Raw genomic sequence first — 23,802 nt, forward strand, 5'->3', positions numbered from 1 at the left:
TCAGAGGCCGGCCGCGGAGCGCAGGGCGTCCACGCGGTCGGTGCGCTCCCACGGCAGGTCGATGTCGGTGCGCCCGAAGTGGCCGTACGCCGCGGTGGGCGCGTAGATCGGCCGGAGCAGGTCGAGGTCGTTGATGATCGCGCGGGGACGCAGGTCGAAGACCTGGGCGATGGCCTGCTGGATCTTGATCGGGTCGAGCTGCTCGGTGCCGAAGGTCTCGACGAACAGGCCGACGGGCGAGGCCTTGCCGATGGCGTAGGCGACCTGGACCTCGATCCGCTCCGCGAGGCCCGCGGCGACGGCGTTCTTCGCGACCCAGCGCATCGCGTACGCGGCCGAGCGGTCCACCTTCGACGGGTCCTTGCCGGAGAAGGCGCCGCCGCCGTGGCGGGCCATGCCGCCGTAGGTGTCGACGATGATCTTGCGGCCGGTCAGGCCCGCGTCGCCCATCGGCCCGCCGAGCACGAACTTGCCCGTCGGGTTCACCAGCAGCCGCACCGCGGAGGTGTCGAGGCTGGGCAGGTTCAGGTCGGCGATCACGGTGTTCAGCACATGGGTGCGCAGGTCGGGGGCGAGCATGCCGTCGATGTCGATGTCGGCGGCGTGCTGGCTGGAGATGACCACGGTGTCGAGGCGGACGGGCTGCTCGCCCGCGTACTCGATGGTGACCTGGGTCTTGCCGTCCGGGCGCAGGTAGGGCAGGGTGCCGTTCTTCCGCACCTCGGTGAGGCGGCGCGAGAGGCGGTGGGCCAGCGAGATCGGCAGCGGCATGAGCTCGGGGGTGTCCGAGCAGGCGTAGCCGAACATCAGGCCCTGGTCGCCGGCGCCCTGGGCGTCGATCTCGTCCTGCGCGCCGTCGACGCGGTGCTCGTAGGCCCGGTCGACGCCCTGGGCGATCTCGGGGCTCTGCGCGCCGATGGCGATGTTCACGCCGCAGGAGTTGCCGTCGAAGCCCTTGGCGGAGCTGTCGTAGCCGATCTCGAGCACCTTGTCGCGCACGATGTGCGGGATGTCGGCGTAGGCGGAGGTGGTCACCTCACCGGCGACGTGGACCTGGCCGGTGGTGACCAGGGTCTCGACCGCGACGCGCGAGGTCGGATCCTCCGCGAGGAGGGCGTCGAGGATCGAGTCCGAGATGGCGTCACAGATCTTGTCCGGGTGGCCCTCGGTGACCGACTCGCTGGTGAACAGGCGGTGGGCGGAACTGGCGAAACCGGAAACCACTTCGGACGTCCTCTCGATGATGTTTGCGATTGGAAATGCTAGCGCGCTGCCGGCACGCGGGAGACCGCGGCATCCAGTATGCGCGCGGCCATGGCGGCCTTCGAGCCGAGGGGCAGGGCGGTCTCGCCGCCGTCCGCACCCAGCAGCCAGCCGGAGTTCTCGTCGACCTCGAAGGCGCGGCCGTCGCCGACCGCGTTGAGCACCAACAGGTCGCAGCCCTTGCGGCGCAGCTTGGCCCGGCCGTAGTCGAGGACGGAGCCGTTGGCGTCGCCCGTCTCCGCGGCGAAGCCGACGATGACGGCGTCGGAGCGCAGGGAGCCCTCGCGGCGCGCGGCCACGAGCCCGGCGAGCACGTCGGGGTTTTCGATCATGGTGATCGATTCGAGGGCCTCGCTCTTGCCGTCGGCGCCCTTCTTGAGCTTGGTGGTGGCGACCTCGGCGGGCCGGTAGTCCGCGACCGCGGCGGCCATGATCGCGAGATCGGCGTCGGCGGCGTGCTCGGCCATGGCGGCCTGGAGGTCCAGCGCGGAGGCGATGCGCACGACCTCGACGGCCGACGGGTCGGCCAGGCCGACGGTGTTCCCCGCGACCAGCGTCACCTGCGCGCCGCGCTGCGCGGCGAGCCGGGCGAGGGCGTAGCCCTGCTTCCCGGAGCTGCGGTTGGTGAGGTAGCGGACCGGGTCGAGCGCCTCCTTGGTACCGCCCGCGGAGACGACGACCTTCCGGCCCTCGAGGTCGCGGTTCAGTGCTCCCGGGTGCTCCAGCAGGACGTCGGCGAGGGCGCCGATCTCGTCGGGCTCGGGCAGCCGGCCGGCGCCGGTGTCCTTCCCGGTGAGCCGGCCCGAGGCGGGCTCGATGACGACGGCGCCGCGCTCGCGCAGAGTCGCGACGTTGGCCCGGGTGGCGGGGTGCTCCCACATCTCGGTGTGCATCGCCGGAGCGAAGACGACCGGGCAGCGGGCGGTGAGGAGGGTGCCGGTCAGCAGGTCGTCGGCGCGGCCCTGGGCGGCGCGCGCCATCAGGTCGGCGGTCGCCGGGGCGATGACGACGAGGTCGGCCGACTGCCCGAGGCGCACGTGCGGCACCTCGGGGATCGACTCGAAGACCCCCGTCTGGACGGGGTTGCCCGACAGCGCCTCGAAGGTCGCGGCACCGACGAACTTGAGCGCGGACTCGGTGGGGATCACCCGCACCTCGTGCCCGCGTTCGGTGAAGTGCCGGACCAGAGCGCACGCCTTGTAGGCGGCGATACCGCCGCCGACGCCGACGATGATCATGGGCGCGTCAGCTCTACTCGCCCTCGGTGTGCTCCAGGAGATCCTCGTGGATCTCGCGCATGGCGATCGACAGCGGCTTCTCGTGCAGGCCCGGCTCGACGAGCGGGCCGACGTACTCGAGGATGCCGTCGGACAGGCTGTTGTAGTAGTCGTTGATCTGACGCGCGCGCTTGGCCGCGTAGATCACCAGGGCGTACTTCGAGGAGGTGCGCTCGAGCAGCTCGTCGATCGGCGGGTTGGTGATGCCGAGCGGCTGGTCGTACACGGTCTCAGTGGTGGTGCTCACGCTTCTCCTACGTCACAAACTTCACGATTATCGCTGGTCCGCCCAGTCTACGCCCGCAAGGCGGCAGGGCTAGGCCGTCGGGTCGCCGGCGCCGACCAGCAAGGATACCAAATCCGACACGGCGCGGTCCAAGTCGTCGTTCACGACCACCGCGTCGTAGTCGTCCCGCGTGGCCATCTCGGCCCGCGCGGTCTCGAGTCGGCGCTCGATCTTCTCGGCGCTCTCGGTGCCCCGGCCGCGGAGCCGGCGCTCCAGCTCGTCCCAGCTCGGGGGGCTCAGGAAGACGGTGACCGCCTCGGGCAGCGCGGCCTTGACGCTGGCCGCGCCGGCGAGGTCCACCTCGACCAGCACGGGCCGCCCGGCCTCGAGCGCCGCGTACACGGGCTGCGCGGGCGTCCCCGACCGCTGCAGGCCGCCGTGGATCTCCGCCCACTCGAGGAGCGCACCGTCGGCGATCAGGCGGTCGAAACCTCCGTCGCCGACGAAGTGGTAGTCCCGGCCGTCCACCTCACCGGGGCGCGGATCGCGCGTGGTGGCGGACACCGAGAAGAACAGGTCGGGAACCTCCGAGCGGAGCTTGCCGACCACAGACGACTTACCGACGGCGGAGGGGCCGACCAGTACAACCAGTCGGCCCCTCCGGCCCGCGGGAACTTCTCCGGACACTACGTGTCAGGCGGAGAACTTCTCGAGCAGCGCCTTGCGCTGCCGGTCGCCCAGACCCCGCACGCGGCGGGTGGGGGCGATCTCGAGCTCGGTCATCAGCTCCTGCGCCTTGACCTTGCCCACCTTGGGAAGCGCCTCGAGCAGTGCCGAGACCTTCATCTTGCCGATGACCTCGTCGGTCTCCGCGTCCTTGAGCACCTGCTGCAGGGTGGTGGTGCCGCCCTTGAGCCGGTTCTTCAGCTCGGCGCGTGCACGACGAGCGGCAGCTGCCTTCTCCAGAGCAGCGGCGCGCTGCTCGTCGGTCAACTGGGGAAGGGCCACGATTCCTCCGTCTTCGATGTACTTAGGTCTTTGCCGCGTACTTGCGACTCCTGCGACGGTACCCACGTTTCGCGCGGGATGGGAACCCCACCCCCCTCTCACCTGCGGTTTGGCGGTGTTGTAGGCGTCCCGGCCGGGCGACGACCCGAACAGCTGCACACAGTGTGCGTTGCAATCGAGAACCGTTGCACCACAATGCTTTCAGATCGGTAGAACCTCGCGACGAGCGACCGACCGATGTGACAGGTGAAACTCAAGTGACCTGCGAAAATACCTGCACTTCGCGGCGGGCCCGGGCGTGTCGGCGCCCCGTTCGCCGTCGACGAGGGCCCGCCGTCACCCCGCCGAGGGCGATGCGCCGGAACGCACGCGCCGCACCGTCCGCTCCCCCGCCCGGACCACGGGCTCGACGACCCGGGCGATGATCGGCCCCACCACGGCCATGATCAGGACGTACGTGGTGGCGAGCGCGGCGACGCGGCCGTCCACGGCCCCCGCCGTGACCGCCAGTCCGGCGATGACGATGGAGAACTCCCCGCGCGCCACGAGGGCCGCGCCGGCGCGGGCCCGGCCCATCCGCTTCACGCCGACCCGCTTCGCCGCCCACCACCCGGTCGCGAGCTTCGTCGCGGTGGTCACGACGGCGAGCAGGACCGCCCAGCCGAGCACGGGCGGGATGGCCCGCGGATCGGTGTTCAGCCCGAAGACCACGAAGAACAGGGCCGCGAAGAGGTCGCGCAGCGGCTCCAGCAGGCGCGTCGCCTCGTGCGCGATCGACCCGGAGATGGCGATGCCGAGCAGGAAGGCGCCCACGGCCGCCGAGACCTGCAGCGCCGACGCCACACCCGCCACCAGCAGGGCGGCGCCGATGAGTTTGAGCAGGAAGACCTCGCGGTCGTCGCTGTAGACCAGCGCCGATACCCGGTGGCCGTACTTGACCGCCGAGATCAGCACGACGCTGACCACCACCACCGCGATCGTCACCGCGGAGACCTCGCCCGCGAGTCCGAGACCGGCCAGGATCGCCGTGAGGATCGGGAGGTAGATCGCCATCGCCAGGTCCTCGAAGACCAGCACCGAGAGCACGACGGGCGTCTCGCGGTTGCCGAGCCGGCCGAGGTCGCTGAGCACCTTCGCGGCGATGCCCGACGACGAGATGTAGGTGACGCCCGCGAGTACGAGGGCGCCGGTCGGCCCCCAGCCGAGGACGAGCGCGACGACGGCGCCCGGGGTGGCGTTGAGCACGATGTCGGCCACACCGGCGAGCCAGGACTGCCGCAGGCCGGTGGTGAGCTCCGCCGCGGTGTACTCGAGGCCCAGCATGAGCAGCAGCAGGATCACGCCGATCTCGCCGGCGGTGTGGCTGAACTCCGAGGCCTCGCCGAGCGGGATCACGCCGCCGACCCCGAAGGCCAGGCCGCCGATCAGGTACAGCGGGATGGGCGAGACCCCCACCTTGCTGGCGGCGCGGCCGAGGAAGCCCAGGACGAAGAAGATGGCGCCGAGTTCGATCAGCGCGACCGTGTTCTCGTCGAGGTGGAGGGTCACCCGTTCGTCAGGATCTGCGCGGCGGCGTCGAGCCCCTCGGCCGTCCCGACGACCACCAGCAGATCGCCCGCGGTGAAGACGAACTCGGGGCCGGGCGAGGGCTGCACCTCGCCCGCCCGCATCACCGCCACGAGCGAGACCTTGGTCCGGGTCCGCATCTGGGTCTCCCCCAGGGTCCGCCCGTCGTACGGCGAGCCGGCGAGGATCGGCAGCTGCCGCGTGTTGATGCCCTCGAGTCCGCGCTGGTCGGCACGCAACTGGTTGACCAGCTGCGGCGCGCCGAGGAGGTTGGCGAGCACGCCGGCCTCCTCGCCGGACAGGGGCACCTGGGCGGCGCTCGCGTCGGGATCGTCGCGTTCCGAGAGGAACAGTTCGACGGTGCCGTCGCGGTGCGCCACGACCCCCACGCGGCGGCCGGTGGCGAGCTCGAAGTCCTTGCGCACTCCGATGCCGGGGAGCGGTGTCACATCGACGTTCACCCCGTCGACGATAGCCGCGGCGGATCGGGCGAGGATCGGATCGGGCGAGGACGGATCAGCCGAGCGCGCGCTCGACCTCGTCCCGCACGGCCAGCGCCGCGGACCGCAGCGCCGCGGCCTCGGGGCCCGCCCCGAGCACCTGCCGCGACGAGTTGGGCAGCACCGTCGCACCCGTGCCGAAGATCGCCGCGAGGTCCGCCGGAGTGGCGCCCTGCGCGCCCAGTCCCGGCGCGAGGATCGGCCCGGCCAGGCCGTCCAGGTCCAGGCCGTGCTCGCGGGTGGCACCCACCACGAGGCCGACGGTGCCGGTCCCATCGGCGTTGTCGGCCCGGGCGTCGTCGACGATCCGCTGCCCGACGCCGTCGGCCTGCACCTGCGCGCCCTCGGGGTTGGAGGTGCGGGCGAGGACGAAGACGCCGCGCCCGGCGGCGCGGGCCGCGTCGATCGCCGGTCGCAGCGAGCCGTAGCCGAGGTAGGGCGAGAGCGTCACCGCGTCGGCGGACAGGGGCGAGTCGCCGAGCCAGGCGCGCGCGTAGCCGGCCATGGTGGAGCCGATGTCGCCGCGCTTGGCGTCGGCGATCACGACCGCGCCCGCCTCGCGGCACGCGGCCATGACCTCCTCCAGCGCGAGCATCCCGGCGGCGCCGAACTGCTCGAAGAAGGCCACCTGCGGCTTGACGAAGCCGACCTCGCCGGCGAAGGCCTCGGCGCAGCGCAGCCCGAAGGCCCGCACGCCGGCGGCGTCGTCGGACAGGCCCCACGCGGCGAGCAGCGGCGGGTGCGGGTCGATGCCCACGACCAGCCGCCCCCGGTCGGCGACGGCGGTGGCGACGCGCGCGGCGAAGGTCACCGGTTCACCAGTGCCGCGTGCATGTCCTGCAGGCTCTTGACGCCGATGCCGCCGCGCAGCGCCGCCTCGATGCCCTGCACGGCCGCCGAGGCGCCCTGCACCGTGGTCACGCACGGCACGGAGGCCTGCACCGCGGCGGTGCGGATCTCGTAGCCGTCGACGCGAGGGCCGGCGTTGCCGAACGGAGTGTTGATGATCAGGCCCACGTCGCCGGCCTTGATCTTCTCGACGATGGACTGCTCACCCTCGGGGATGACGTCCGAGTGCTTGAGCACCGTCTCCACCTGGACCCCGTTGCGCCGCAGCACGTCCGCGGTGCCCTCGGTGGCGAGGATGGAGAAGCCGAGGTCGGCCAGGCGCTTGATCGGGAAGATCAGGGCCCGCTTGTCCTTGTTCGCGACGGAGACGAAGACGTTGCCGGTGGCGGGCAGCGAGCCGCTGATCGCCGTCTGCGACTTGGCGAAGGCGGTGCCGAAGTCGCGGTCGACGCCCATCACCTCGCCGGTGGACTTCATCTCGGGCGAGAGCAGCGAGTCGACGCCGGTGCCGTCCGCGCGCCGGAAGCGGTTGAACGGCAGCACCGCCTCCTTGACGGAGACCGGCGCGTCGATCGGCATCTGCGAGCCGTCGCCCTCCGCGGGCAGGATCTGCTGCTCGCGCAGCTCGGCGATGGTCTGGCCGAGCATGACCCGGGCACAGGCCTTCGCGAGCTGGACCGCGGTGGCCTTCGAGACGAAGGGCACGGTCCGCGAGGCGCGGGGGTTGGCTTCGAGGACGTAGAGCACGTCGTCCTTGAGCGCGTACTGCACGTTCATCAGGCCGTGCACGCCGATACCGCGGGCGAGTGCCTCGGTGGCGGCGCGCACCGCGTCGATGTCGGCGCGGCCGAGCGTGGTGGGCGGCAGGGTGCAGGCCGAGTCGCCGGAGTGGATGCCGGCCTCCTCGATGTGCTCCATGATGCCGCCGATGAAGACCTCGCCCGTGGCGTCGCACAGCGCGTCGACGTCGATCTCCACGGCGTCCTCGAGGAACCGGTCCACCAGCACCGGGCGATCGGGCGCGAGCTCCGTGGCGCGGGAGATGTAGTCGAGGAGCGCCTGCTCGTCGTAGACGATCTCCATGCCGCGGCCGCCGAGCACGTACGACGGGCGCACGAGCACGGGGTAGCCGATCCCGGCGGCGACCTCGCGGGCGCCCTCGGCGGTGGTGGCGGTGCCGAACTTCGGCGCCGGCAGCCCGGCCTCGGTGAGCACGCGGCCGAACTCGCCGCGGTCCTCGGCGAGGTCGATGGCCTCGGGCGAGGTGCCGACGATGGGCAGGCCCGCGGCCTTGAGGCGCGCGGCCAGGCCCAGCGGCGTCTGCCCGCCGAGCTGCACGATGACGCCGACGACGCCCGGGCCGCCCTCGCCGGAGCGCTGCTCCGAGTGGTAGACCTCGAGCACGTCCTCGAAGGTCAGCGGCTCGAAGTAGAGCCGGTCGGCGGTGTCGTAGTCGGTGGAGACCGTCTCCGGGTTGCAGTTGATCATCACGGTCTCGTAGCCGGCCTCGCTCAGGGTGAGCGCGGCGTGGACGCACGAGTAGTCGAACTCGATGCCCTGGCCGATGCGGTTCGGGCCCGAGCCGAGGATGAGCACCTTGGGCCGCTCCGTCTGCGGGGCCACCTCGCCGGTGGCCGACGGGTCCAGCTCGTAGCTGCTGTAGTGGTAGGGGGTCTTCGCCTCGAACTCGGCGGCGCAGGTGTCGACGGTCTTGTAGACCGGGCGCACGTCGTGCTCGTGCCGGAAGGCGCGGATCTCGTCCTCACCCACCCCGCGCAGCTCGGCGATCTGCAGGTCGGAGAAGCCGTGGGTCTTGGCCAGCCGCACCAGGTCCGGCGTCAGGTCCGCGTCGCGGACCTGCGTGCCGAGGTCGATGACCGCCTTGATCTCCTCGAGGAACCAGGGATCGATCGCCGTGGCGTCGAAGACCTGCTCCACGGTGGCGCCCAGCTCGAAGGCCCGGCCGATCAGGTAGAACCGGCCGTCCTTGGGGACGGTGATCTCCTGCAGCAGCTCCTCGAGCGTGCCCTCGACGGGCGCACCCGTCCAGAAGCCGTGGCGCTTGGTCTCCAGGGAACGCATCACCTTGCCGAAGGCCTCGGCGAAGCTGCGGCCCAGGCTCATGGCCTCGCCCACCGACTTCATCGTGGTGGTGAGGGTGTCGTCGGCGCCGGGGAACTTCTCGAAGGCGAAGCGCGGGGCCTTGACCACGACGTAGTCGAGCGTGGGCTCGAAGCACGCCGGGGTCTCGCCGGTGATGTCGTTGAGGATCTCGTCGAGCGTGTAGCCCACGGCGAGCTTCGCGGCGATCTTGGCGATCGGGAAGCCGGTGGCCTTCGAGGCGAGCGCCGAGGAGCGCGAGACGCGCGGGTTCATCTCGATGGTGACGAGGCGGCCGTCGCGCGGGTCCTGCGCGAACTGGATGTTGCAGCCGCCCGTGTCGACGCCCACCTCGCGGAGGATGGCGATCGACTGGTCGCGCATGATCTGGTACTCGCGGTCGGTGAGCGTCATCGCCGGGGCCACGGTGACCGAGTCGCCGGTGTGCACGCCGACGGGGTCGACGTTCTCGATGGAGCAGACGACCACCACGTTGTCGCGGCCGTCGCGCATGAGCTCGAGCTCGTACTCCTTCCAGCCGAGGATCGACTCCTCGATGAGCACGTTCGCGGTCGGCGAGGCGGCGAGGCCCGCACCGGCGATGCGGATCAGGTCGGCCTCGTCGTAGGCCATGCCCGAGCCGAGGCCGCCCATGGTGAACGACGGCCGCACGACGACCGGGTAGCCCAGGTCGGCGACGGTCTCCTTGCACTCGTCCAGGGTGAAGCAGACCTTGGACCGCGCGGACTCGCCACCGATCTTGGCGACGATGTCCTTGAACTTCTGCCGGTCCTCACCGCGCTGGATGGCGTCGAAGTCGGCGCCGATGAGGTTGATGCCGTACTTCTCGAGGATGCCCTGCTCGTGCAGGCCGACCGCGGCGTTGAGCGCGGTCTGGCCGCCGAGGGTGGCGAGCACGGCGTCGATCGGGAAGCCCTTGTCGCGCTCGGCGACGATCACCTTCTCGATGTACTCGGGGGTGATGGGCTCGATGTAGGTGGCGTCCGCGAACTCGGGGTCCGTCATGATCGTCGCCGGGTTCGAGTTCACCAGCGAGACGCGCAGGCCCTCGGCGCGCAGCACGCGGCAGGCCTGGGTGCCGGAGTAGTCGAACTCGCAGGCCTGGCCGATCACGATCGGGCCCGAGCCGATCACCAGGACGTGCTGGATGTCGGTGCGCCGTGGCATTACTTGTCTCCCATAACAGTCGCGAACTTGTCGAAGAGGTAGGCGGCGTCGTGCGGACCCGCCGCGGCCTCCGGGTGGTACTGGACCGAGAAGGCGCGGCCGTCGAGCAGCTCGACGCCCTCCACGACCCCGTCGTTGGCGCACACGTGGCTGACGCGGCCGCGGCCGAACGGGGTGTCGAACTCGGCGCCGCGCTCGCCCTCGAGGGCGAAGCCGTGGTTCTGCGCGGTGATCGAGATCCGGCCGGTGGCGTGCTCCACGACGGGGATGTTGATGCCGCGGTGGCCGAACTTCATCTTGTAGGTCTCCAGGCCGAAGGCACGGCCCAGCAGCTGGTTGCCCAGGCAGATGCCGAACAGCGGCAGCCCGGCGTCCAGGACGCCGCGGGTCAGCTCCACCTCGTGCGCGGCGGTGGCGGGGTCGCCGGGGCCGTTGGAGAGGAAGAAGCCGTCCGGGTTGAACGAGCGCACCTCGTCGAGCGTGATGGTCGAGGGCACCACGTGCACCCGCATGCCGCGCTCGGCGAACATCCGCGGCGTGTTGGTCTTGATGCCGAGGTCGACGGCGACCACGGTGAAGCGGGCCTCGCCCTCCGGCTCGATGGTGTAGGACTCGGTGGTCGAGACCTCGCCGATCAGGTTCTGCCCCTTCATCGACGGCTGCTCCCGCACCCGGTCGAGGAGCTCGGCCTCGGGAGCGAGCGCCTCGCCGGAGAACACACCGGCGCGCATGGAGCCGTTGTCGCGGAGGCGGCGCACCAGCGCGCGGGTGTCGATGCCGGCGATACCGACGACGCCCTGGTCCACCAGCTCGCCCTCGAGGGTGCCGCTGGCGCGCCAGTTGCTCACCCGGCGGGTGGGGTTGCGCACGGCGTAGCCGGCGACCCAGATCTTGTCGCCGCGGGACTCGTCGTCCTCGTCGTTCCAGCCCGTGTTGCCGATCTGCGGGGCGGTCGCCACCACGATCTGTCGCGCGTACGACGGGTCGGTCAGCGTCTCCTGGTAGCCGGTCATCGCGGTGCAGAAGACGGCCTCGCCGAGGGTCTGCCCGACGGCGCCGAACTCGACTCCGCGGTGCACGGTTCCGTCCTCGAGGACCAGCAGTGCTTTGTTGTCGGCAGCCATCTAACTTTCCCTCACGTCCATCAGTTTTCGATACGTCGTCTTGTCGTCGGCGCGGAAGCCCGTGTCCACGACGGTGCCGGTGGGGAGCTCCCAGCGGAACACCAACAGTCCGTCGCCGGGCATCACCTTGCCGGCCAGCTTGGAGGCTCGCCGCACCTCCACCAGGTGCTCGTCGGCGATCCACATCGGGTTGCCCCTGCCGCGCTCCATCAGGTAGCCGTCGGCGTAGCGGCTCAGGTTCACGGTGGCGCGGTAGCCCCAGTCCCCCACCGCCACCCGGTCCTGCCAGTGCGGCGCCACGGTGCTGCCGACGTACACGCCGGAGACCGGGCCGAAGACCAGCTCGCTGAGCTGCTCGGGCGTGCTGGGGATCTCGCCCACCGACGCGGCCTGGCGCTGCCCGCGGCGGCGCCAGCCCAGCGCCATCAGCGCGAACAGGGCGGCCAGCACCACGAGCACGAGCAGCAGCGTGGCGAAGTCGCTGACGCTCACGCCCGCACCCCGGTCCCGGGCTGCGCGGCCGCGCCGTCGCGGGCGGTGACCCGGCCGCGGAGCAGCGTGAGCACGGGCTTGGCCCGGAAGCTCAGCTCCGCGAACGGGGTGTTGCGCGAGCGGCTGGCGAGCTCGTCCGCGCGCACCGTCCACCCCAGGTCGGGGTCGACCAGCGTCAGGTTCGCGGGCTCGCCGACGCCGATCGGCCGGCCCTGATCGTCCAGGCGCGCGATCTGCGCGGGCTTCTCACTCATCACCCGCGCCACGTCGCGCCAGTCGAGGTCGCCGGTCTCCACCGAGACCTGCGCGACGATCGCCAGCGCCGTCTCCAGTCCCAGCATGCCGGGGCGGGCGGCCGCGAACTCGCAGCACTTGTCCTGCTCGGCGTGCGGTGCGTGGTCGGTGGCGACGCAGTCGATCACGCCGTCCCGCAGCGCCTTCCGCAGGGCGGCCACGTCGGACGCTTCGCGCAGCGGCGGGTTCACCCGGTTCACCGCGTCGTAGGTCTGCAGCCGCGAGTCGTCGAGCAGCAGGTGGTGCGGCGTCACCTCGGCGGTGATCGCGATGCCCTGCCCCTTGGCCCACTTCAGCAGTTCGACGGTGCCCGCCGTGGAGGCGTGGCAGATGTGCACGCGCGCACCGGCGTCGCGGGCCAGCAGCGCGTCGCGGGCGACGATCGCCTCCTCGGCGGCGCGCGGCCAGCCGGCGAGGCCCAGGCGGGCGGCTTCGGGTCCCTCGTGCGCCACGGCCCCCTTGGTCAGGCGCGGCTCCTCGGCGTGCTGCGCGATGACCACGCCCAGCGACGCGGAGTACTCCAGCGCGCGGCGCATGAGCAGCGGATCCGACACGCAGACACCGTCGTCGGAGAACACCCGCACCCGACCGGGGCCGGCGGCCATCATGCCCATCTCGGCGAGCTTCTCGCCCTTCAGGCCGACGGTGACGGCGCCCACGGGGTGCACGTCGACGAGGCCGACCTCCTGGCCCCGGCGGTAGACGTGGTCGGTGACCACGGCAGAGTCGGCGACCGGACTGGTGTTGGCCATGGCGAAGACGGCGGTGTAGCCGCCGAGCGCGGCGGCGGCGGAACCGGACTCGATGGTCTCGGTGTCCTCACGGCCGGGCTCGCGCAGGTGCGTGTGCAGGTCGACGAAGCCCGGCAGCAGGACCTTGCCGCCGCCGTCGATCACCTCGGCGCCCTCGGCGGGCGTGAGACCGGCACCGATGGCGGTGATCTCGCCGCCGGCGATCGCGACGTCGACCGGATCGCCTTCGCCGTACGGCCGGACATCAGTGAGCAGCACACTCATTCAGGGCCTCCCTCAGTGGCGAGAAGATGGAAGAGGACCGCCATGCGGACGTGCACGCCGTTGTTGACCTGCTGCAGGATCGCGGCCTGCGCGGAGTCCGCGACCGAGTAGCCGATCTCCATGCCGCGCAGCATCGGTCCGGGGTGCAGTACGACGGCGTGATCGGGCAGCATGGCCGCGCGCTGCGGGTTGAGGCCGAAGCGCACCGAGTACTCGCGCTCGCTGGGGAAGAAGCCGCCGTTCATGCGCTCGGCCTGCACGCGCAGCATCATCACCGCGTCCGCCCCGGGGAGCTCGGCCTCGAGCGAATCGGCGACCGTGACCGGCCACGTCTCGACGCCGACCGGCAGCAGCGTGCGCGGCGCCACCAGGACGACCTCGGCACCCAGCGTGGACAGCAGCAGCGCGTTCGACCGGGCGACCCGGCTGTGCAGCACGTCGCCGACGATGACGATGCGCCGGCCCTCGATGCCGCCGAGCCGCTGCCGCAGGGTCAGCGCGTCGAGCAGGGCCTGGGTGGGGTGCTCGTGCATGCCGTCGCCGGCGTTGATCACCACGGGCCCGGGCAGGCCGTCGAGCGCGGCGGCCGAGTGGGTCCAGGCCGCGATCTGTTGCGCCGCACCGGATGCCGGGTGCCGGACGATCAGCGCGTCGGCGCCGGCGGCGTGCAGGGTGAGCGCGGTGTCGCGCAGCGACTCGCCCTTCGCGACGGAGCTGCCGGACGCGGAGACGTTGATCACGTCGGCGCTCATCCACTTGCCCGCGACCTCGAAGGAGACGCGGGTGCGGGTGGAGTTCTCGTAGAAGACCGTCATCACGGTGCGGCCGCGCAGCGTGGGCAGTTTCTTGACCTCGCGGCCCATCAGCGCCTGCTGCAGCCGGTCCGCCTCGTCGAGGATCTCCTCGGCCTCGGCGCGGCTCAGGTCCGCGGCGGAGAGCAGGTGCCTGGTCACAGCGCGTCCTCCGTCGTCTCCGGTGCGGGCAGCTCGGAGATCACCACGGCGTCCTCGCCGTCCTTCTCCTGCAGCCGCACCTGCACGTCCTCCTGCCGGGAGGTGGGGATGTTCTTGCCCACGTAGTCGGCGCGGATCGGCAGCTGCCGGTGACCGCGATCGACGAGGACCGCGAGCTGGACCGCCGCGGGGCGCCCGATGTCGCGCAGCGAGTCGAGCGCGGCGCGCACCGTCCGGCCCGAGAACAGGACGTCGTCGACGAGGATGACCAGCGCACCGTCGACCCCCTGCGGCGGCACCGTGGTGCGCTCGAGGGGACGGTGCGGCTTGTGCCGCAGATCGTCGCGGTAGAGGGTGATGTCGAGGTGACCGACGGGCACCGCCACGCCCGAGAACTCCTCGATGTCGGCCGCCAGCCGGGCGGCGAGAACCGCACCGCGCGTAGGGATGCCGAAGATGACGACGCGGGGATGCGATTCATCACCCGCGGCCCTGGTGTCTAAGGCCGTCTTCTCGATGATCTGATGCGCGATCCGAGCCACCGTTCGGGTGACATCGGCCGCGGACATGAGTTCCCGAGCCACGTGACCCCCTTCTCCGCCTCTCCGGACGGCTCGCTCCGCCTCACTGGACGGACTGAAAAGGATGCCTTGATGCGACACGAAGCATACCAGTACGTTCAGGTCATGGAATTGTCGACCAGGCAACGCACGACGCTGTCCGCGATCGTCGACTCCTTCGCCCCGGGGGACGGGGTGGCGATCCCCTCCGCGAGCGACCTCCGGGCCGGTGACCTGGCCGTTTCCTACGCCGACCGCAGTCCGCGCGACAGCGACGGCGTGACGCTCGCGCAGTCCCTGTCACTCTTCGACAACCGCGTGTTCTGCACCACTGTGTTGGGGACCCGGGGGCAGCGCTTCGCCGACCTCTCGGCCGCCGAACGCGAGCGGGTGCTGATCGATCTGTCCCGGTCGCGGTTCGTCCAGAAGCGGATGTTGTTCAAGCGCCTGCGCAACATCGCGCTGCTCGCCTACTACGCCGCGGGCGGGGCCGACGGCGAGCACGGCCCGGGTGCCGAGCTGATGGCCGCGATCGGCTACCCGCGGCAGGCGCCCATGAAGAAGCCGCGGGCCCGCGCCCTGCGCGCGCAGCGCCCGCTCTCCCCCGCGCGCTACGAGATCGACGCCTCGACCGCGTGCGACGTGGTGGTGATCGGCTCCGGCGCGGGCGGCGCGGTGGCCGCGGCGGCGCTCGCCGAGGCGGGGCTCGACGTGCTGGTCCTCGAGCGCGGCGACTACGTCGCGCCCACGGAGGTGGGCGACTCCGACCTCGACAACCTGGCGCAGCTGTACGCGCCGGGACCGTTCTGGACCGAGAACGCGCAGTCCTACCTCCTGACCTCGCGCTGCCTCGGCGGGGGCACGACCGTCTCGCACGGCGGCTACTTCCTCCCGCCCGAGGAGGTGCGCGCCGACTGGGCGGCGCGCGGCATCGACACCGGGCCCGCACTGGACGCCGCCCTCGCGGAGGTGTGGCAGCGCTCGGGCGTGACCGACGGCGCCGGCACCCCCTCCGCGCGGGACGTGATCCTGGAGAAGGGCTGCCGCGCGCTCGACCTGCCGGTACGGCCCGTGAGCCTGGCGGACGACTTCGAGTCCGAGGGCCGGTGGGGCCCGTCCAGCCGGGTCGCGGCCAAGCAGGACGCCGGCCGTACGTGGCTGCGCGACGCCGAGAAGAAGGGCGCCCGCATCGTGACCGGCGCACAGGCCCGGTCGATCGAGACGCAGGGCGGGCGCGCCCGCACGGTCATCGCGCGGACCTCGGGCGGCTCGTGGCTCACGGTGCGCTGCAGCGCCGTCGTGGTGGCCGCGGGCGGCTTCGAGACGCCGGCGCTGCTCTCCCGCTCGGGCATCGGCGGGCAGCACGTGGGCAAGCACCTGCACCTGCACCCCACCGCCACCGCGGTCGGCCTGTTCGGCGAGACCGTCGACCCGTGGCTGGGCGCACCGTCGACCCGGTTCAGCGACGCGCACGCGAACCTCGACGGCAACGGCTTCGGCGTGCGCTACGAGACCGCGCCACTCACCCCCGCGCTGGCGTCGAGCTTCGTGCCCTGGCGCAACCCCGTCGAACACCTCAACGTGATGCGGCAGTTCCCGCACCTGTCGATCGTGCGCGTGGTGCTGCGCGACCGGGGCGCGGGCGAGGTAGTGATGGACGTCTCCGGCGAGCCCTCCGTGCGGTACGACCTGGCGGAGGCCGATCGGACGAACCTGCGGACGGGCGTGGACACCGCGGTCCGCATCCTCGAGGCCGCGGGGGCGCGGCGGATCTTCACCGGCCAGCAGCGCGGGGGCGATCACGTTCCCGGCGACCGCCCCGTCGAGCGGTTCCTGGAACAGTCGCACGCGGCCGGGTACGGCGTCGGCGAGATCGCGCTCGGCGCGCAGGACCCGATGAGCACCGTCCGGATGGCGTCCTCGGAGCGGCGCGGCGCGGCGAACCCGGAGGGCGCGCTGTGGGACGTGCCGAACGTGGTGATCGCCGACGCCTCGGCCCTGCCGACCGCGAGCGGCGTGCACCCCATCGGTGTGGTGCAGGCCCTCGCGCTGCGCAACGCCCGCGCCCTCGCGGAGCGCCTCAAGGGCTGAGCGGTTATTCCGGGCGGTCGGCCGGCTGGGCGGCGGCTGCGGCCCGGACCTGCGGCGCGAGCGCCGCGACCTTGCCGAGCACCCCGTTGAGGTAGGTCGGCGAATCGTCGGTCGAGAGCTCCTTGGCGAGCTCGACGGCCTCGTCGACCACGACGGCGGGAGGCACGTCGACGGCGTTGAAGAGCTCCCAGACGGCGATCCGCAGGATCGCCCGGTCGACGGCGGGCAGGCGCGTGAGCGTCCAGCCCGTCAGGTGCGAGGAGATCACCGAGTCGACCTGGGCGCCGTCGAGGCCGACGCCGGTGACCAGGGTCGCCGTGTACTCGGACACCGGGGCGACGGAGGCGTCGTCGGCGGCGAGCTGCCGGCGCTCCGCGAGCAGGCCGTCGAGGTCGGTGACCCCGCGGGCCTCCGCCTCGAACAGCAGGTCGACGGCGCGCTTGCGCGCCCGGTGTCGGGCGCCCGACTTCTTCGGGCGCCGGTTGTCAGACTGCTCGGGCACTTAGGAGTTCACGCGCCCCAGGTAGCCGCCGTCACGGGTGTCGACCTTGAGCTTGTCGCCGGTGTTGATGAACAGCGGGACGTTGATCTCGGCGCCGGTCTCCAGGGTGGCGGGCTTGGTGCCGCCGGTGGAGCGGTCGCCCTGCAGGCCCGGGTCGGTGTGCTGCACGACGTACTCGGCCGACAGGGGCAGCTCGACGAAGAGCGCCTCGCCCTCGTGCATCGAGATCTGCACGCGCATGCTCTCGAGCAGGAACTTCGCGCCGTCGCCGACCTTGGCGTCGTCCAGGTTGATCTGGTCGTAGGTCTCGGCGTCCATGAAGACGTAGTCCGAGCCGTCGTGGTACAGGTAGTCGAAGTCACGCCGGTCGACGGTGGCGACCTCGACCTTGACGCCCGCGTTGAAGGTCTTGTCGACGGTCTTGCCCGACACGACGTTCTTCAGCTTGGTCCGCACGAAGGCGGGGCCCTTGCCCGGCTTCACGTGCTGGAACTCGATGATCTGCCACAGCTGGCCCTCCTGGTTGAGGACCAGGCCGTTCTTGAAATCAGCAGTCGATGCCACGTTGTGTCGATTCTCCTAGAGTGCGATCAAGTCTTTGGTGGTGCGCGTCAGCAGTTCCGGTCCGTCCGCACGGACCACGAGGGTGTCCTCGATGCGGACTCCACCACGACCCGGGAGGTACACACCCGGCTCCACGGTGACCACAGCACCGTCGGACAGTGTACCGCTGCCGAGTTTGCCCAGCGTCGGGGCTTCGTGGATCTGCACACCGACGCCGTGACCGAGGCCGTGCAGGAACTGCTCGCCGTAGCCCGCGGCCTCGATCACCGCGCGGGCCGCGCCGTCGATCGCGCGGACGTCGGCGCCCGGCACGAGGGCCTCCCGCCCGGCGGTCTGCGCCGCCCGGACCACGTCGTAGATCTCCCGCTGCCAGGCCGCCGGCTCGCCGAGGACGAAGGTGCGCGTCTCGTCCGCGTGGTAGCCGCGGAACCGCGCGCCGAAGTCGATCTTGACGAAGTCGCCGGCCGCGAGCACCGCGTCGGTGGGCCGGTGGTGCGGGATCGCCGAGTTCGGCCCGGCGGCGACGATGGTCTCGAAGGCGACCGCCTCGGCGCCGAACTCGTACATCAGGTGCTCGAGGCGCCGCGCGACCTGCGCCTCCGTGGCCCCGGGGCGGATCGCGCCCTCCTCCACCAGCGAGGCGAGGGCCTGATCGCTGATCGCGCAGGCGCGGCGCAGAAGGTCGATCTCACCGTCGTCCTTGACCTCGCGGAGCTTCTCGACGAGCCGGGTCGTCGGGACCAGGCGCGCCTCCGGCGCGAGCCGGGCGTGGTCGGCGTAGCTCAGGGCCGTCGCCTCGAAGCCGACGGTGCCGTTCGCCTCCGCCAGGAGGGCCTTCGCGACGTCGCGCTCGATGATCGCGCGCAGGTCGCCGGACTGCTCCGCGACCTGGGTGAGGTAGCGGCCGTCGGTGGCGATGGCGTCGGCGGCGGGATCCGAGGCCACGAGCAGCGCGCCGTTGGAGCCGGTGAAGCCCGCGAGGTAGCGCACGTTGTCGAGATCGGTGACGAGCAGTGCGTCGAGGGCGGGGTCGTGGCTCGCGAGCGCGGCGCGGAGGGTGTCGCGCCGGCGGGCGTGGTCGGTGATCGTCTGCGGCATCCTGCCACGGTATCGCGGCGCGACGGTCGCGCGCCGCCGCGCGGCGTCGGACCGTCCCGCTGCGTCAGACCGTCGCGCGCGCGACGACCGTGACCTCGTCGGCCACCTGCAGGGTGCCCATCATGAGCGAGAAGGGCTTGATCCCGAAGTCCGTCTGCCGCACCGGGACGGCCGTGGCCAGCGCGGGAGCCGGCTCGGCCTCCTCGTACGCGAGGGCGAAGTCGCACGGGCGGGTGGTGCCGCAGATCGTCAGGTCGCCGCGCACGCGGAAGCCGTTCTCCGTGGCCTCGATCGCCGCGGACCGGTACTCGATCGTCGGGTTCGCCTTGACCTTGAGCGAGCGGTGCGCGTTGGCGGTGGCCACCGCCCGCTCCGGCGAGGTCAGCGGCGTGAGCCCGCCCTCGCCGGAGACGACCTCCAGGGAGTCCGCGTCGACGGTGACGACGAGGGAGACCGGCTGCTCGCCGTCGACCTCGATCGCCGCCCGCCACGTCGTCGGCGCGAGCACCAGGCGGTGCCCCAGCCGGGCCGACCGCCCGGCCACGCCGGTGTGCACCTCCAGCACGCCGCTGGACTGATCGATGGTCCTGGTCTCGGTCACAGACCCGAATGTACCGGCGGTCGAGCGCCGGCACCGGTCACGCGGGCGCTTCCTGCAGCGCGCGGACCTCCACCCGGCTGCGCAGCGCGCGGGACGCCTTCTTGGCCCACTCGATCGCGTCGTCGTCGTTGTCGGCCTCGATCACCCAGAAGCCGCCGAGGTACTCGGGCGCCTCCACGAACGGGCCCGGGGTGAACACCGGCGCGTCGCCCGAGGCGTCGACGGTGGTCGCGGTCGACGGCGGCTGCAGGCCGCCGGCGAAGACGAACGCGCCCGTCGACTGGAGCTCGTCGTTGAACGCCCCCACCTCGGCGAAGAGCGCCTCCAGCTCGGCGGGGTCGATGTCGGCCATCGTCGTCTCCTCCGCGGAGTCGTGGGGAAGGCTGAGGAAGTACTGCGTCATGATCGCTCCTTGGTGCGGTTGTCCGGTGTGGGGCCGAATGCCCTACGGAGAACGCTACGAGCGCACAGCGGCGGGCGGATCAGTCACGATGACCGGGTTCCGGGTGCGACGTACCGGTACCGCTTCCCTGCGCGACGAGGGCCGCCAAGTCGCCTCGGGCGGCGACGCCGAGCTTGGGATACGCGTTGTAGAGGTGGTAGCCGACCGTGCGCGGGCTGAGGAAGAGGCGGGCCGCGATCTCCTTGTTGGTGCAGCCGGCCGCCGCGAGCTGCACCACCTGCAGTTCCTGCGGGGTGAGCCGATTGAGCGGGCCCGCGCTGCTCCGGCCCGCATCCGCGCCCCCGAGCGCCACGAGCTCGGCGCGGGCGCGGTCCGCCCACAGCGCGGCGCCGACGTCCTCGAACCCGGCGAGCGCGGCCGCGAGCTGCGCCCGCGCCTCCGTCCGCCGGCGCCGGCGGCGGAGCCACTCCCCGTGCACCAGTCGGGTGCGGGCCAGGTCGTAACCGCCGGCGGCCTCCTCGTGCAGCCGCAGCGCGGCGCGGTACAGGTCCTCGCCCTCGTCGTCGGGGGCGAGGAGGGCACGGCAGCGCAGCACGAGGCCGCTGGTCACGGGACGATCGACCACCTCCGCCCACTCCACGAAGCCCGCGAACGGCGCGGCCGCCCGCTCGGGCACCCCGCCCCGCGCGGCGGCCTCGACCAGGTCGGGGACTGCGCGCAGGAGGACGTCGCGCCCTGCGGGTCCGGTGCACACCGACTCCAGCACGGTCAGCGCGTCCGCGTATCGCGCCGCGGCGAGATCCAGTAGACCGGTCCCCCACGCCCCGATCTCGGCGTCGACGCGATGCCGGTTCCGGGCATCGGGCAGAGTCCGTTCGGCGAGGGCGCGACACGCGTCCTGCTCGCCCGCCACCGCGAGCAGCCACACCTCGAGCGACCTGTGCGCGAGGTACTCCGTCCGGTTCCCCAGTTCCTCGCTGACCGCCGCACCCTCCGCGACGCACACGCGGGCGTCCGCGAACTCCCCGCGGAGCAGCCGGGCCACCGCCAGGACGCCGAGGCAGTACGGGATCCAGCCCAGGGCGCCCTCCGCGCGCGCGGCGTCCAGCATGTCGGCGACGAGGCCGACGACCTCGTCCTCCCGGGCGGTGAGCAGCCCGCTGATGGCGGCGGTGATCGCGTGAGTCAACGGGGCGTCCGCCCCCGCCGCGAGCGGACGCATCCGGGCGACTGCCGGTCCCGGTCGCCCGTCGGCGAGCTCGGCCCAGCCCCGGATCGCGTCGATCACGAGCGCCCACCCCACCGGCGGCGCGAAGTCGCACAGCATCGCGGAGACCCGGCCGAGCAGATCGACCTCCGCGCCGTGCCGGGCTGCGTGCCCCGCCTCGTACAGGGCGAGCGCGGTCCGCTCGGGGTCGCCGTCCTTCGTCGACGCGGCCGCATCGAGGGTGAGCTCGGCGTCGGCGCGCGGAGAGTCGCGCTCGTAGGCGACGGCGCCGAGCACGTAGACCGCGTCGGCGCGGACCCCAGGGTCGCTGCTGAGCGACAGGGTCTCCGCAGCGAGCCGCTGTGCACGGTCGGGCCGCCCGCCGTCGTAGGCGGCCTGGGCGGCGCGCGCGATCCGCGCGGCTCGGCGCGGATCGTCCTCGCTGAGTCGCGCCGCGCGGTCGTACGCGATCGACACCGCCATGGCCCCGCCGCGATGCCGGGCGCGCTCCGCGACCCCGTCGAGCGCGACGGCGACCGACTCGGACGGCGTCGGTGTTCCCGCGGCGAGATGCCACGCGCGCCGGTCCGAATCGGCCTCGCAAACGCGCGCGAGGACCCGGTGCACCTCGAGCCGGTGCGGCAGGGGCTCGCCCCGGTACGCCGCGGACCGCACCAGCGGATGCCGGAAGGAGACGCGGTCCCCGATCCCGATCAAGCCGGCGCGTTCCGCGGGCGCCAGGTCCGCGACCGCGCCGCCGAGCCCCTCGACGGCGCGCACGATCGTCGCCAGCGGGGCCGCGGAGTCCGCCGCGGCCACGAGCAGGGCGCGGCGCGTCGGCTCCGGCAGGGCCGCGATCTGTCCGCGGAAGGCCTCCTGGACGCGCAACGGCGCGGCCAGCGCGCCCACGGGGCCGACGGGGTCCGACGGTTCTCCGCCGCCCGACCGCGGCACCGCACCGAGTTCGATGAGCGCGAGCGGATTGCCCGCCGATTCCTCGAGCACCCGGGCGCGCAGGGCGTCGTCGATCCCCGGCGCGTGCGCGTCGAGGATGCGGGCCGCGGCGTGCGCCTCGAGGCCGTCCAGGTGCAGGGTGTCGATTCCGGGGGTGGCGAAGGGCATCGACGTCTCGCGCACCGCGAACAGCAGCGCGATCGGATCGGCGGCGAACCGGCGCGCCGCGAACTGCAGCGCCTCCGCCGATCCTCGATCGAGCCACTGCAGGTCGTCGACCACGCACAGCAGTGGCGCCTCGTCGGCGAGGTCGGAGAGCAGTGCCAGCACGCCCGCGGACACCAGGAAGCGATTCGGAGCAGACCCCTCGGCGAGGCCGAACGCGGTGCGCAGTGCCGCGGCCTGCGGGACCGGCAGTCCGTCGAGCCGGTTCAGATACGGGTGCAGGAGCTGGTGCAGGCCGCCGTGCGCGAGTTCGGAATCGGACTCGATGCCCGCCCCGCGGACGACCCGCATGCCGGCGTCGGACGCGAGCCCCACCGCATGATCAAGGAGGGCGGTCTTGCCGATGCCCGGTTCGCCGCGCACGACGAGAGCCCCGCCGCGGTCGGCGCGCGCCCCGGCGAGCAGCCGGTCGATCCGCGCGCGCTCGTCGTCCCTGCCCACCAGCGCCACGCGGCCACCCTAGCTGGGCAGGCGCGCCGCCGGGGTCGCCTCAGGGACGGTGGAGCACGAAGACCGGGTAGCGGACCGCGGCGGCGGCGAGCTCGTCGTCGGAACTGTCGGCGGAGAGGCCGGGGAAGAAGGCGCCCACCTCCCAGGCCCACTTGCGCAGGTAGGCGCGCAGCACTGGCACCTTGGCGGCCGGATCCGTGACCTCGGTGGCGGTGAAGGAATCGGCGTTCCGCCCGAGCCGGAGCTCGCCCGAGCCCGCCACGCGCATGTTCCGCACCCACTGGGTGACGCCGCGCGCGGCGACAAGGTACTCGCCGCCGTCGACCGCGAGGACGTTGACGGGGGTGGTGCGCCACTCCCCCGAGGTGCGCCCGCGGACCGCGAGTTCCCTGCTGCCGTAGAGGGAGACGCCGCGCCGGGCGAGCCAGGCGACGGTGGTGTTGAACGCGGTCGCGGTGCGGCCGGGGCGGACGTGGTCGGCGGCGGGTGCGGTCATGAGATCCTCCAAAGTGTGAGCACTGCTCTCGTTTCGATTCCATGCTCCGTCTTCGACGCGCCGTTGTCAAGAGCAGCGCTCTTGTTTCGGATCAGTGCAATGATCGAGGGGTGAACGCCTCCCTGACCGCCCGCGAGCGCGCCCGCGCCGAACTCACCGCCGAGATCACCCGCAGCGCGCGGGACCAGCTCCGCGAGGTCGGCGCCGCCGCGCTGTCGCTGCGCGCGGTCGCCCGCGACCTGGGCCTGGCCTCGTCGGCGGTGTACCGCTACTTCTCCAGCCGCGACGCGCTGCTCACCGCGCTGATCACGGACGCCTACACGGCGCTCGGTGACGCGGTGGAGGCGGCGGACGCGAGCGCCGAAGCCCCGCGGGCGCGGTGGCTCGCCGCGGGACGGGCCCTGCGCGCCTGGGCCCTGGCGAACCCGCACGAATACACGCTGCTCTACGGCTCGCCGGTGCCCGGCTACCACGCGCCGGCGGAGACGACCGCCGCCGCGATCCGCACGTCAGGCGCCTTCGCGCGGATCGCGGTGTGCGGGAAGGGCGGTGGCCCGGCACCGTCGGGCGGGCTCGACGAGCAGCTGCGCGCCGCGGCGGAGGTCGTGGCCCCGGACGCCGATCGAGCCCAGCTCGCACTGGGCGTGCTCGCCTGGACGCAGCTCTTCGGCGCCGTGAGCTTCGAGCTGTTCGGCCAGTACGCGAACACCTTCGAGCCCGCCGACGCGCTGTTCGACTACACCCTGGAGCGGACCGCGGACCTACTCGGGCTGGACTGATCGATGGGGCGAGGCG

23 protein-coding genes are annotated in these 23,802 nt (G+C 72.4%); 2 read left to right on the top strand and 21 right to left on the bottom strand.

Annotation, left to right across the window (positions count from 1 at the left end; all coding sequences use genetic code 11):
• From metK to pyrR, 14 genes are all read right to left on the bottom strand, one after another.
• Nucleotides 1-1,224 carry a methionine adenosyltransferase gene (gene metK, locus ACLQ3K_RS01240; RefSeq protein WP_425996411.1) on the bottom strand — a complete coding sequence of 408 codons (1,224 nt, stop codon included), beginning with the start codon at nt 1,222-1,224 and terminating at the stop codon, nt 1-3.
• 38 nt (nt 1,225-1,262) lie between these two features.
• Nucleotides 1,263-2,501: a bifunctional phosphopantothenoylcysteine decarboxylase/phosphopantothenate--cysteine ligase CoaBC gene (coaBC, locus tag ACLQ3K_RS01245; protein ID WP_425996413.1), complete on the bottom strand. Its 1,239-nt coding sequence runs from the start codon at nt 2,499-2,501 to the stop codon at nt 1,263-1,265.
• A 13-nt stretch (nt 2,502-2,514) separates the two neighbouring features.
• A complete protein-coding gene (rpoZ, locus tag ACLQ3K_RS01250; protein WP_068520856.1) occupies nt 2,515-2,787 on the bottom strand; it encodes a DNA-directed RNA polymerase subunit omega in 273 nt (90 codons plus the stop codon).
• A 69-nt stretch (nt 2,788-2,856) separates the two neighbouring features.
• The gene (gmk, locus tag ACLQ3K_RS01255; RefSeq protein ID WP_224646562.1) at nt 2,857-3,453 is read right to left on the bottom strand and encodes a guanylate kinase; all 597 of its coding nucleotides are present in this window, start codon (nt 3,451-3,453) and stop codon (nt 2,857-2,859) included.
• Nucleotides 3,454-3,459: 6 nt separating this feature from the next.
• A complete protein-coding gene (gene mihF, locus ACLQ3K_RS01260) occupies nt 3,460-3,774 on the bottom strand; it encodes an integration host factor, actinobacterial type (protein ID WP_224646564.1) in 315 nt (104 codons plus the stop codon).
• 336 nt (nt 3,775-4,110) lie between these two features.
• Complete coding sequence (locus tag ACLQ3K_RS01265; protein WP_224646566.1) at nt 4,111-5,322, bottom strand: cation:proton antiporter; 1,212 nt, start codon at nt 5,320-5,322, stop codon at nt 4,111-4,113.
• A complete protein-coding gene (locus tag ACLQ3K_RS01270; RefSeq protein ID WP_224646567.1) occupies nt 5,319-5,801 on the bottom strand; it encodes a cation:proton antiporter regulatory subunit in 483 nt (160 codons plus the stop codon). The genes ACLQ3K_RS01265 and ACLQ3K_RS01270 overlap by 4 nt, the downstream gene beginning before the upstream one ends.
• Nucleotides 5,802-5,856: 55 nt before the next feature.
• On the bottom strand, nt 5,857-6,651 hold the full coding sequence (gene pyrF, locus ACLQ3K_RS01275; protein WP_224646569.1) for an orotidine-5'-phosphate decarboxylase: 795 nt from the start codon (nt 6,649-6,651) through the stop codon (nt 5,857-5,859).
• Nucleotides 6,648-9,977 carry a carbamoyl-phosphate synthase large subunit gene (carB, locus tag ACLQ3K_RS01280; protein WP_425996418.1) on the bottom strand — a complete coding sequence of 1,110 codons (3,330 nt, stop codon included), beginning with the start codon at nt 9,975-9,977 and terminating at the stop codon, nt 6,648-6,650. Before carB ends, pyrF begins: the two co-directional genes overlap by 4 nt.
• Entirely contained in the window at nt 9,977-11,101 is a 1,125-nt protein-coding gene (gene carA / locus ACLQ3K_RS01285; RefSeq protein WP_224646574.1) for a glutamine-hydrolyzing carbamoyl-phosphate synthase small subunit, read from the bottom strand. Before carA ends, carB begins: the two co-directional genes overlap by 1 nt.
• Entirely contained in the window at nt 11,102-11,593 is a 492-nt protein-coding gene (locus ACLQ3K_RS01290) for a transporter (RefSeq protein ID WP_224646575.1), read from the bottom strand.
• Nucleotides 11,590-12,903 carry a dihydroorotase gene (locus ACLQ3K_RS01295; RefSeq protein WP_224646576.1) on the bottom strand — a complete coding sequence of 438 codons (1,314 nt, stop codon included), beginning with the start codon at nt 12,901-12,903 and terminating at the stop codon, nt 11,590-11,592. Before ACLQ3K_RS01295 ends, ACLQ3K_RS01290 begins: the two co-directional genes overlap by 4 nt.
• Nucleotides 12,900-13,856 (bottom strand): aspartate carbamoyltransferase catalytic subunit, encoded by a 957-nt coding sequence (locus ACLQ3K_RS01300; protein ID WP_425996421.1) that lies wholly within the window; start codon nt 13,854-13,856, stop codon nt 12,900-12,902. The genes ACLQ3K_RS01295 and ACLQ3K_RS01300 overlap by 4 nt, the downstream gene beginning before the upstream one ends.
• Nucleotides 13,853-14,440 (bottom strand): bifunctional pyr operon transcriptional regulator/uracil phosphoribosyltransferase PyrR, encoded by a 588-nt coding sequence (gene pyrR / locus ACLQ3K_RS01305; protein ID WP_224646578.1) that lies wholly within the window; start codon nt 14,438-14,440, stop codon nt 13,853-13,855. The genes ACLQ3K_RS01300 and pyrR overlap by 4 nt, the downstream gene beginning before the upstream one ends.
• 69 nt (nt 14,441-14,509) lie before the next feature.
• On the opposite strand from pyrR, the gene ACLQ3K_RS01310 reads away from it, so the two are divergent.
• Nucleotides 14,510-16,507, top strand: coding sequence for an FAD-dependent oxidoreductase (locus tag ACLQ3K_RS01310; RefSeq protein ID WP_425996423.1), 1,998 nt, complete (start codon nt 14,510-14,512; stop codon nt 16,505-16,507).
• Nucleotides 16,508-16,511: 4 nt separating this feature from the next.
• On the opposite strand, the gene nusB is transcribed toward ACLQ3K_RS01310, so the two are convergent.
• From nusB to ACLQ3K_RS01345, 7 genes are all read right to left on the bottom strand, one after another.
• Complete coding sequence (gene nusB, locus ACLQ3K_RS01315; protein ID WP_425996425.1) at nt 16,512-17,009, bottom strand: transcription antitermination factor NusB; 498 nt, start codon at nt 17,007-17,009, stop codon at nt 16,512-16,514.
• Nucleotides 17,010-17,573 carry an elongation factor P gene (gene efp, locus ACLQ3K_RS01320; protein ID WP_224646583.1) on the bottom strand — a complete coding sequence of 188 codons (564 nt, stop codon included), beginning with the start codon at nt 17,571-17,573 and terminating at the stop codon, nt 17,010-17,012.
• Nucleotides 17,574-17,588: 15 nt separating this feature from the next.
• Nucleotides 17,589-18,671, bottom strand: coding sequence for a M24 family metallopeptidase (locus ACLQ3K_RS01325; protein WP_425996427.1), 1,083 nt, complete (start codon nt 18,669-18,671; stop codon nt 17,589-17,591).
• A 64-nt stretch (nt 18,672-18,735) separates the two neighbouring features.
• Entirely contained in the window at nt 18,736-19,272 is a 537-nt protein-coding gene (locus ACLQ3K_RS01330) for a YceI family protein (RefSeq protein WP_425996429.1), read from the bottom strand.
• A 37-nt stretch (nt 19,273-19,309) separates the two neighbouring features.
• Complete coding sequence (locus ACLQ3K_RS01335) at nt 19,310-19,675, bottom strand: YciI family protein (RefSeq protein ID WP_224646588.1); 366 nt, start codon at nt 19,673-19,675, stop codon at nt 19,310-19,312.
• A gap of 79 nt (nt 19,676-19,754) precedes the next feature.
• Nucleotides 19,755-22,511, bottom strand: coding sequence for an ATP-binding protein (locus ACLQ3K_RS01340; protein WP_425996431.1), 2,757 nt, complete (start codon nt 22,509-22,511; stop codon nt 19,755-19,757).
• Between the two features lie 40 nt (nt 22,512-22,551).
• Nucleotides 22,552-23,007, bottom strand: a complete 456-nt coding sequence (locus ACLQ3K_RS01345) for a nitroreductase/quinone reductase family protein (protein ID WP_425996433.1) — start codon at nt 23,005-23,007, stop codon at nt 22,552-22,554.
• A gap of 110 nt (nt 23,008-23,117) precedes the next feature.
• On the opposite strand from ACLQ3K_RS01345, the gene ACLQ3K_RS01350 reads away from it, so the two are divergent.
• Nucleotides 23,118-23,786 (top strand): TetR/AcrR family transcriptional regulator, encoded by a 669-nt coding sequence (locus ACLQ3K_RS01350; protein ID WP_425996435.1) that lies wholly within the window; start codon nt 23,118-23,120, stop codon nt 23,784-23,786.
• Nucleotides 23,787-23,802: the final 16 nt, after the last annotated feature.

This window comes from Tsukamurella sp. DT100, from assembly GCF_049844855.1.
GTDB lineage: Bacteria > Actinomycetota > Actinomycetes > Mycobacteriales > Mycobacteriaceae > Tsukamurella.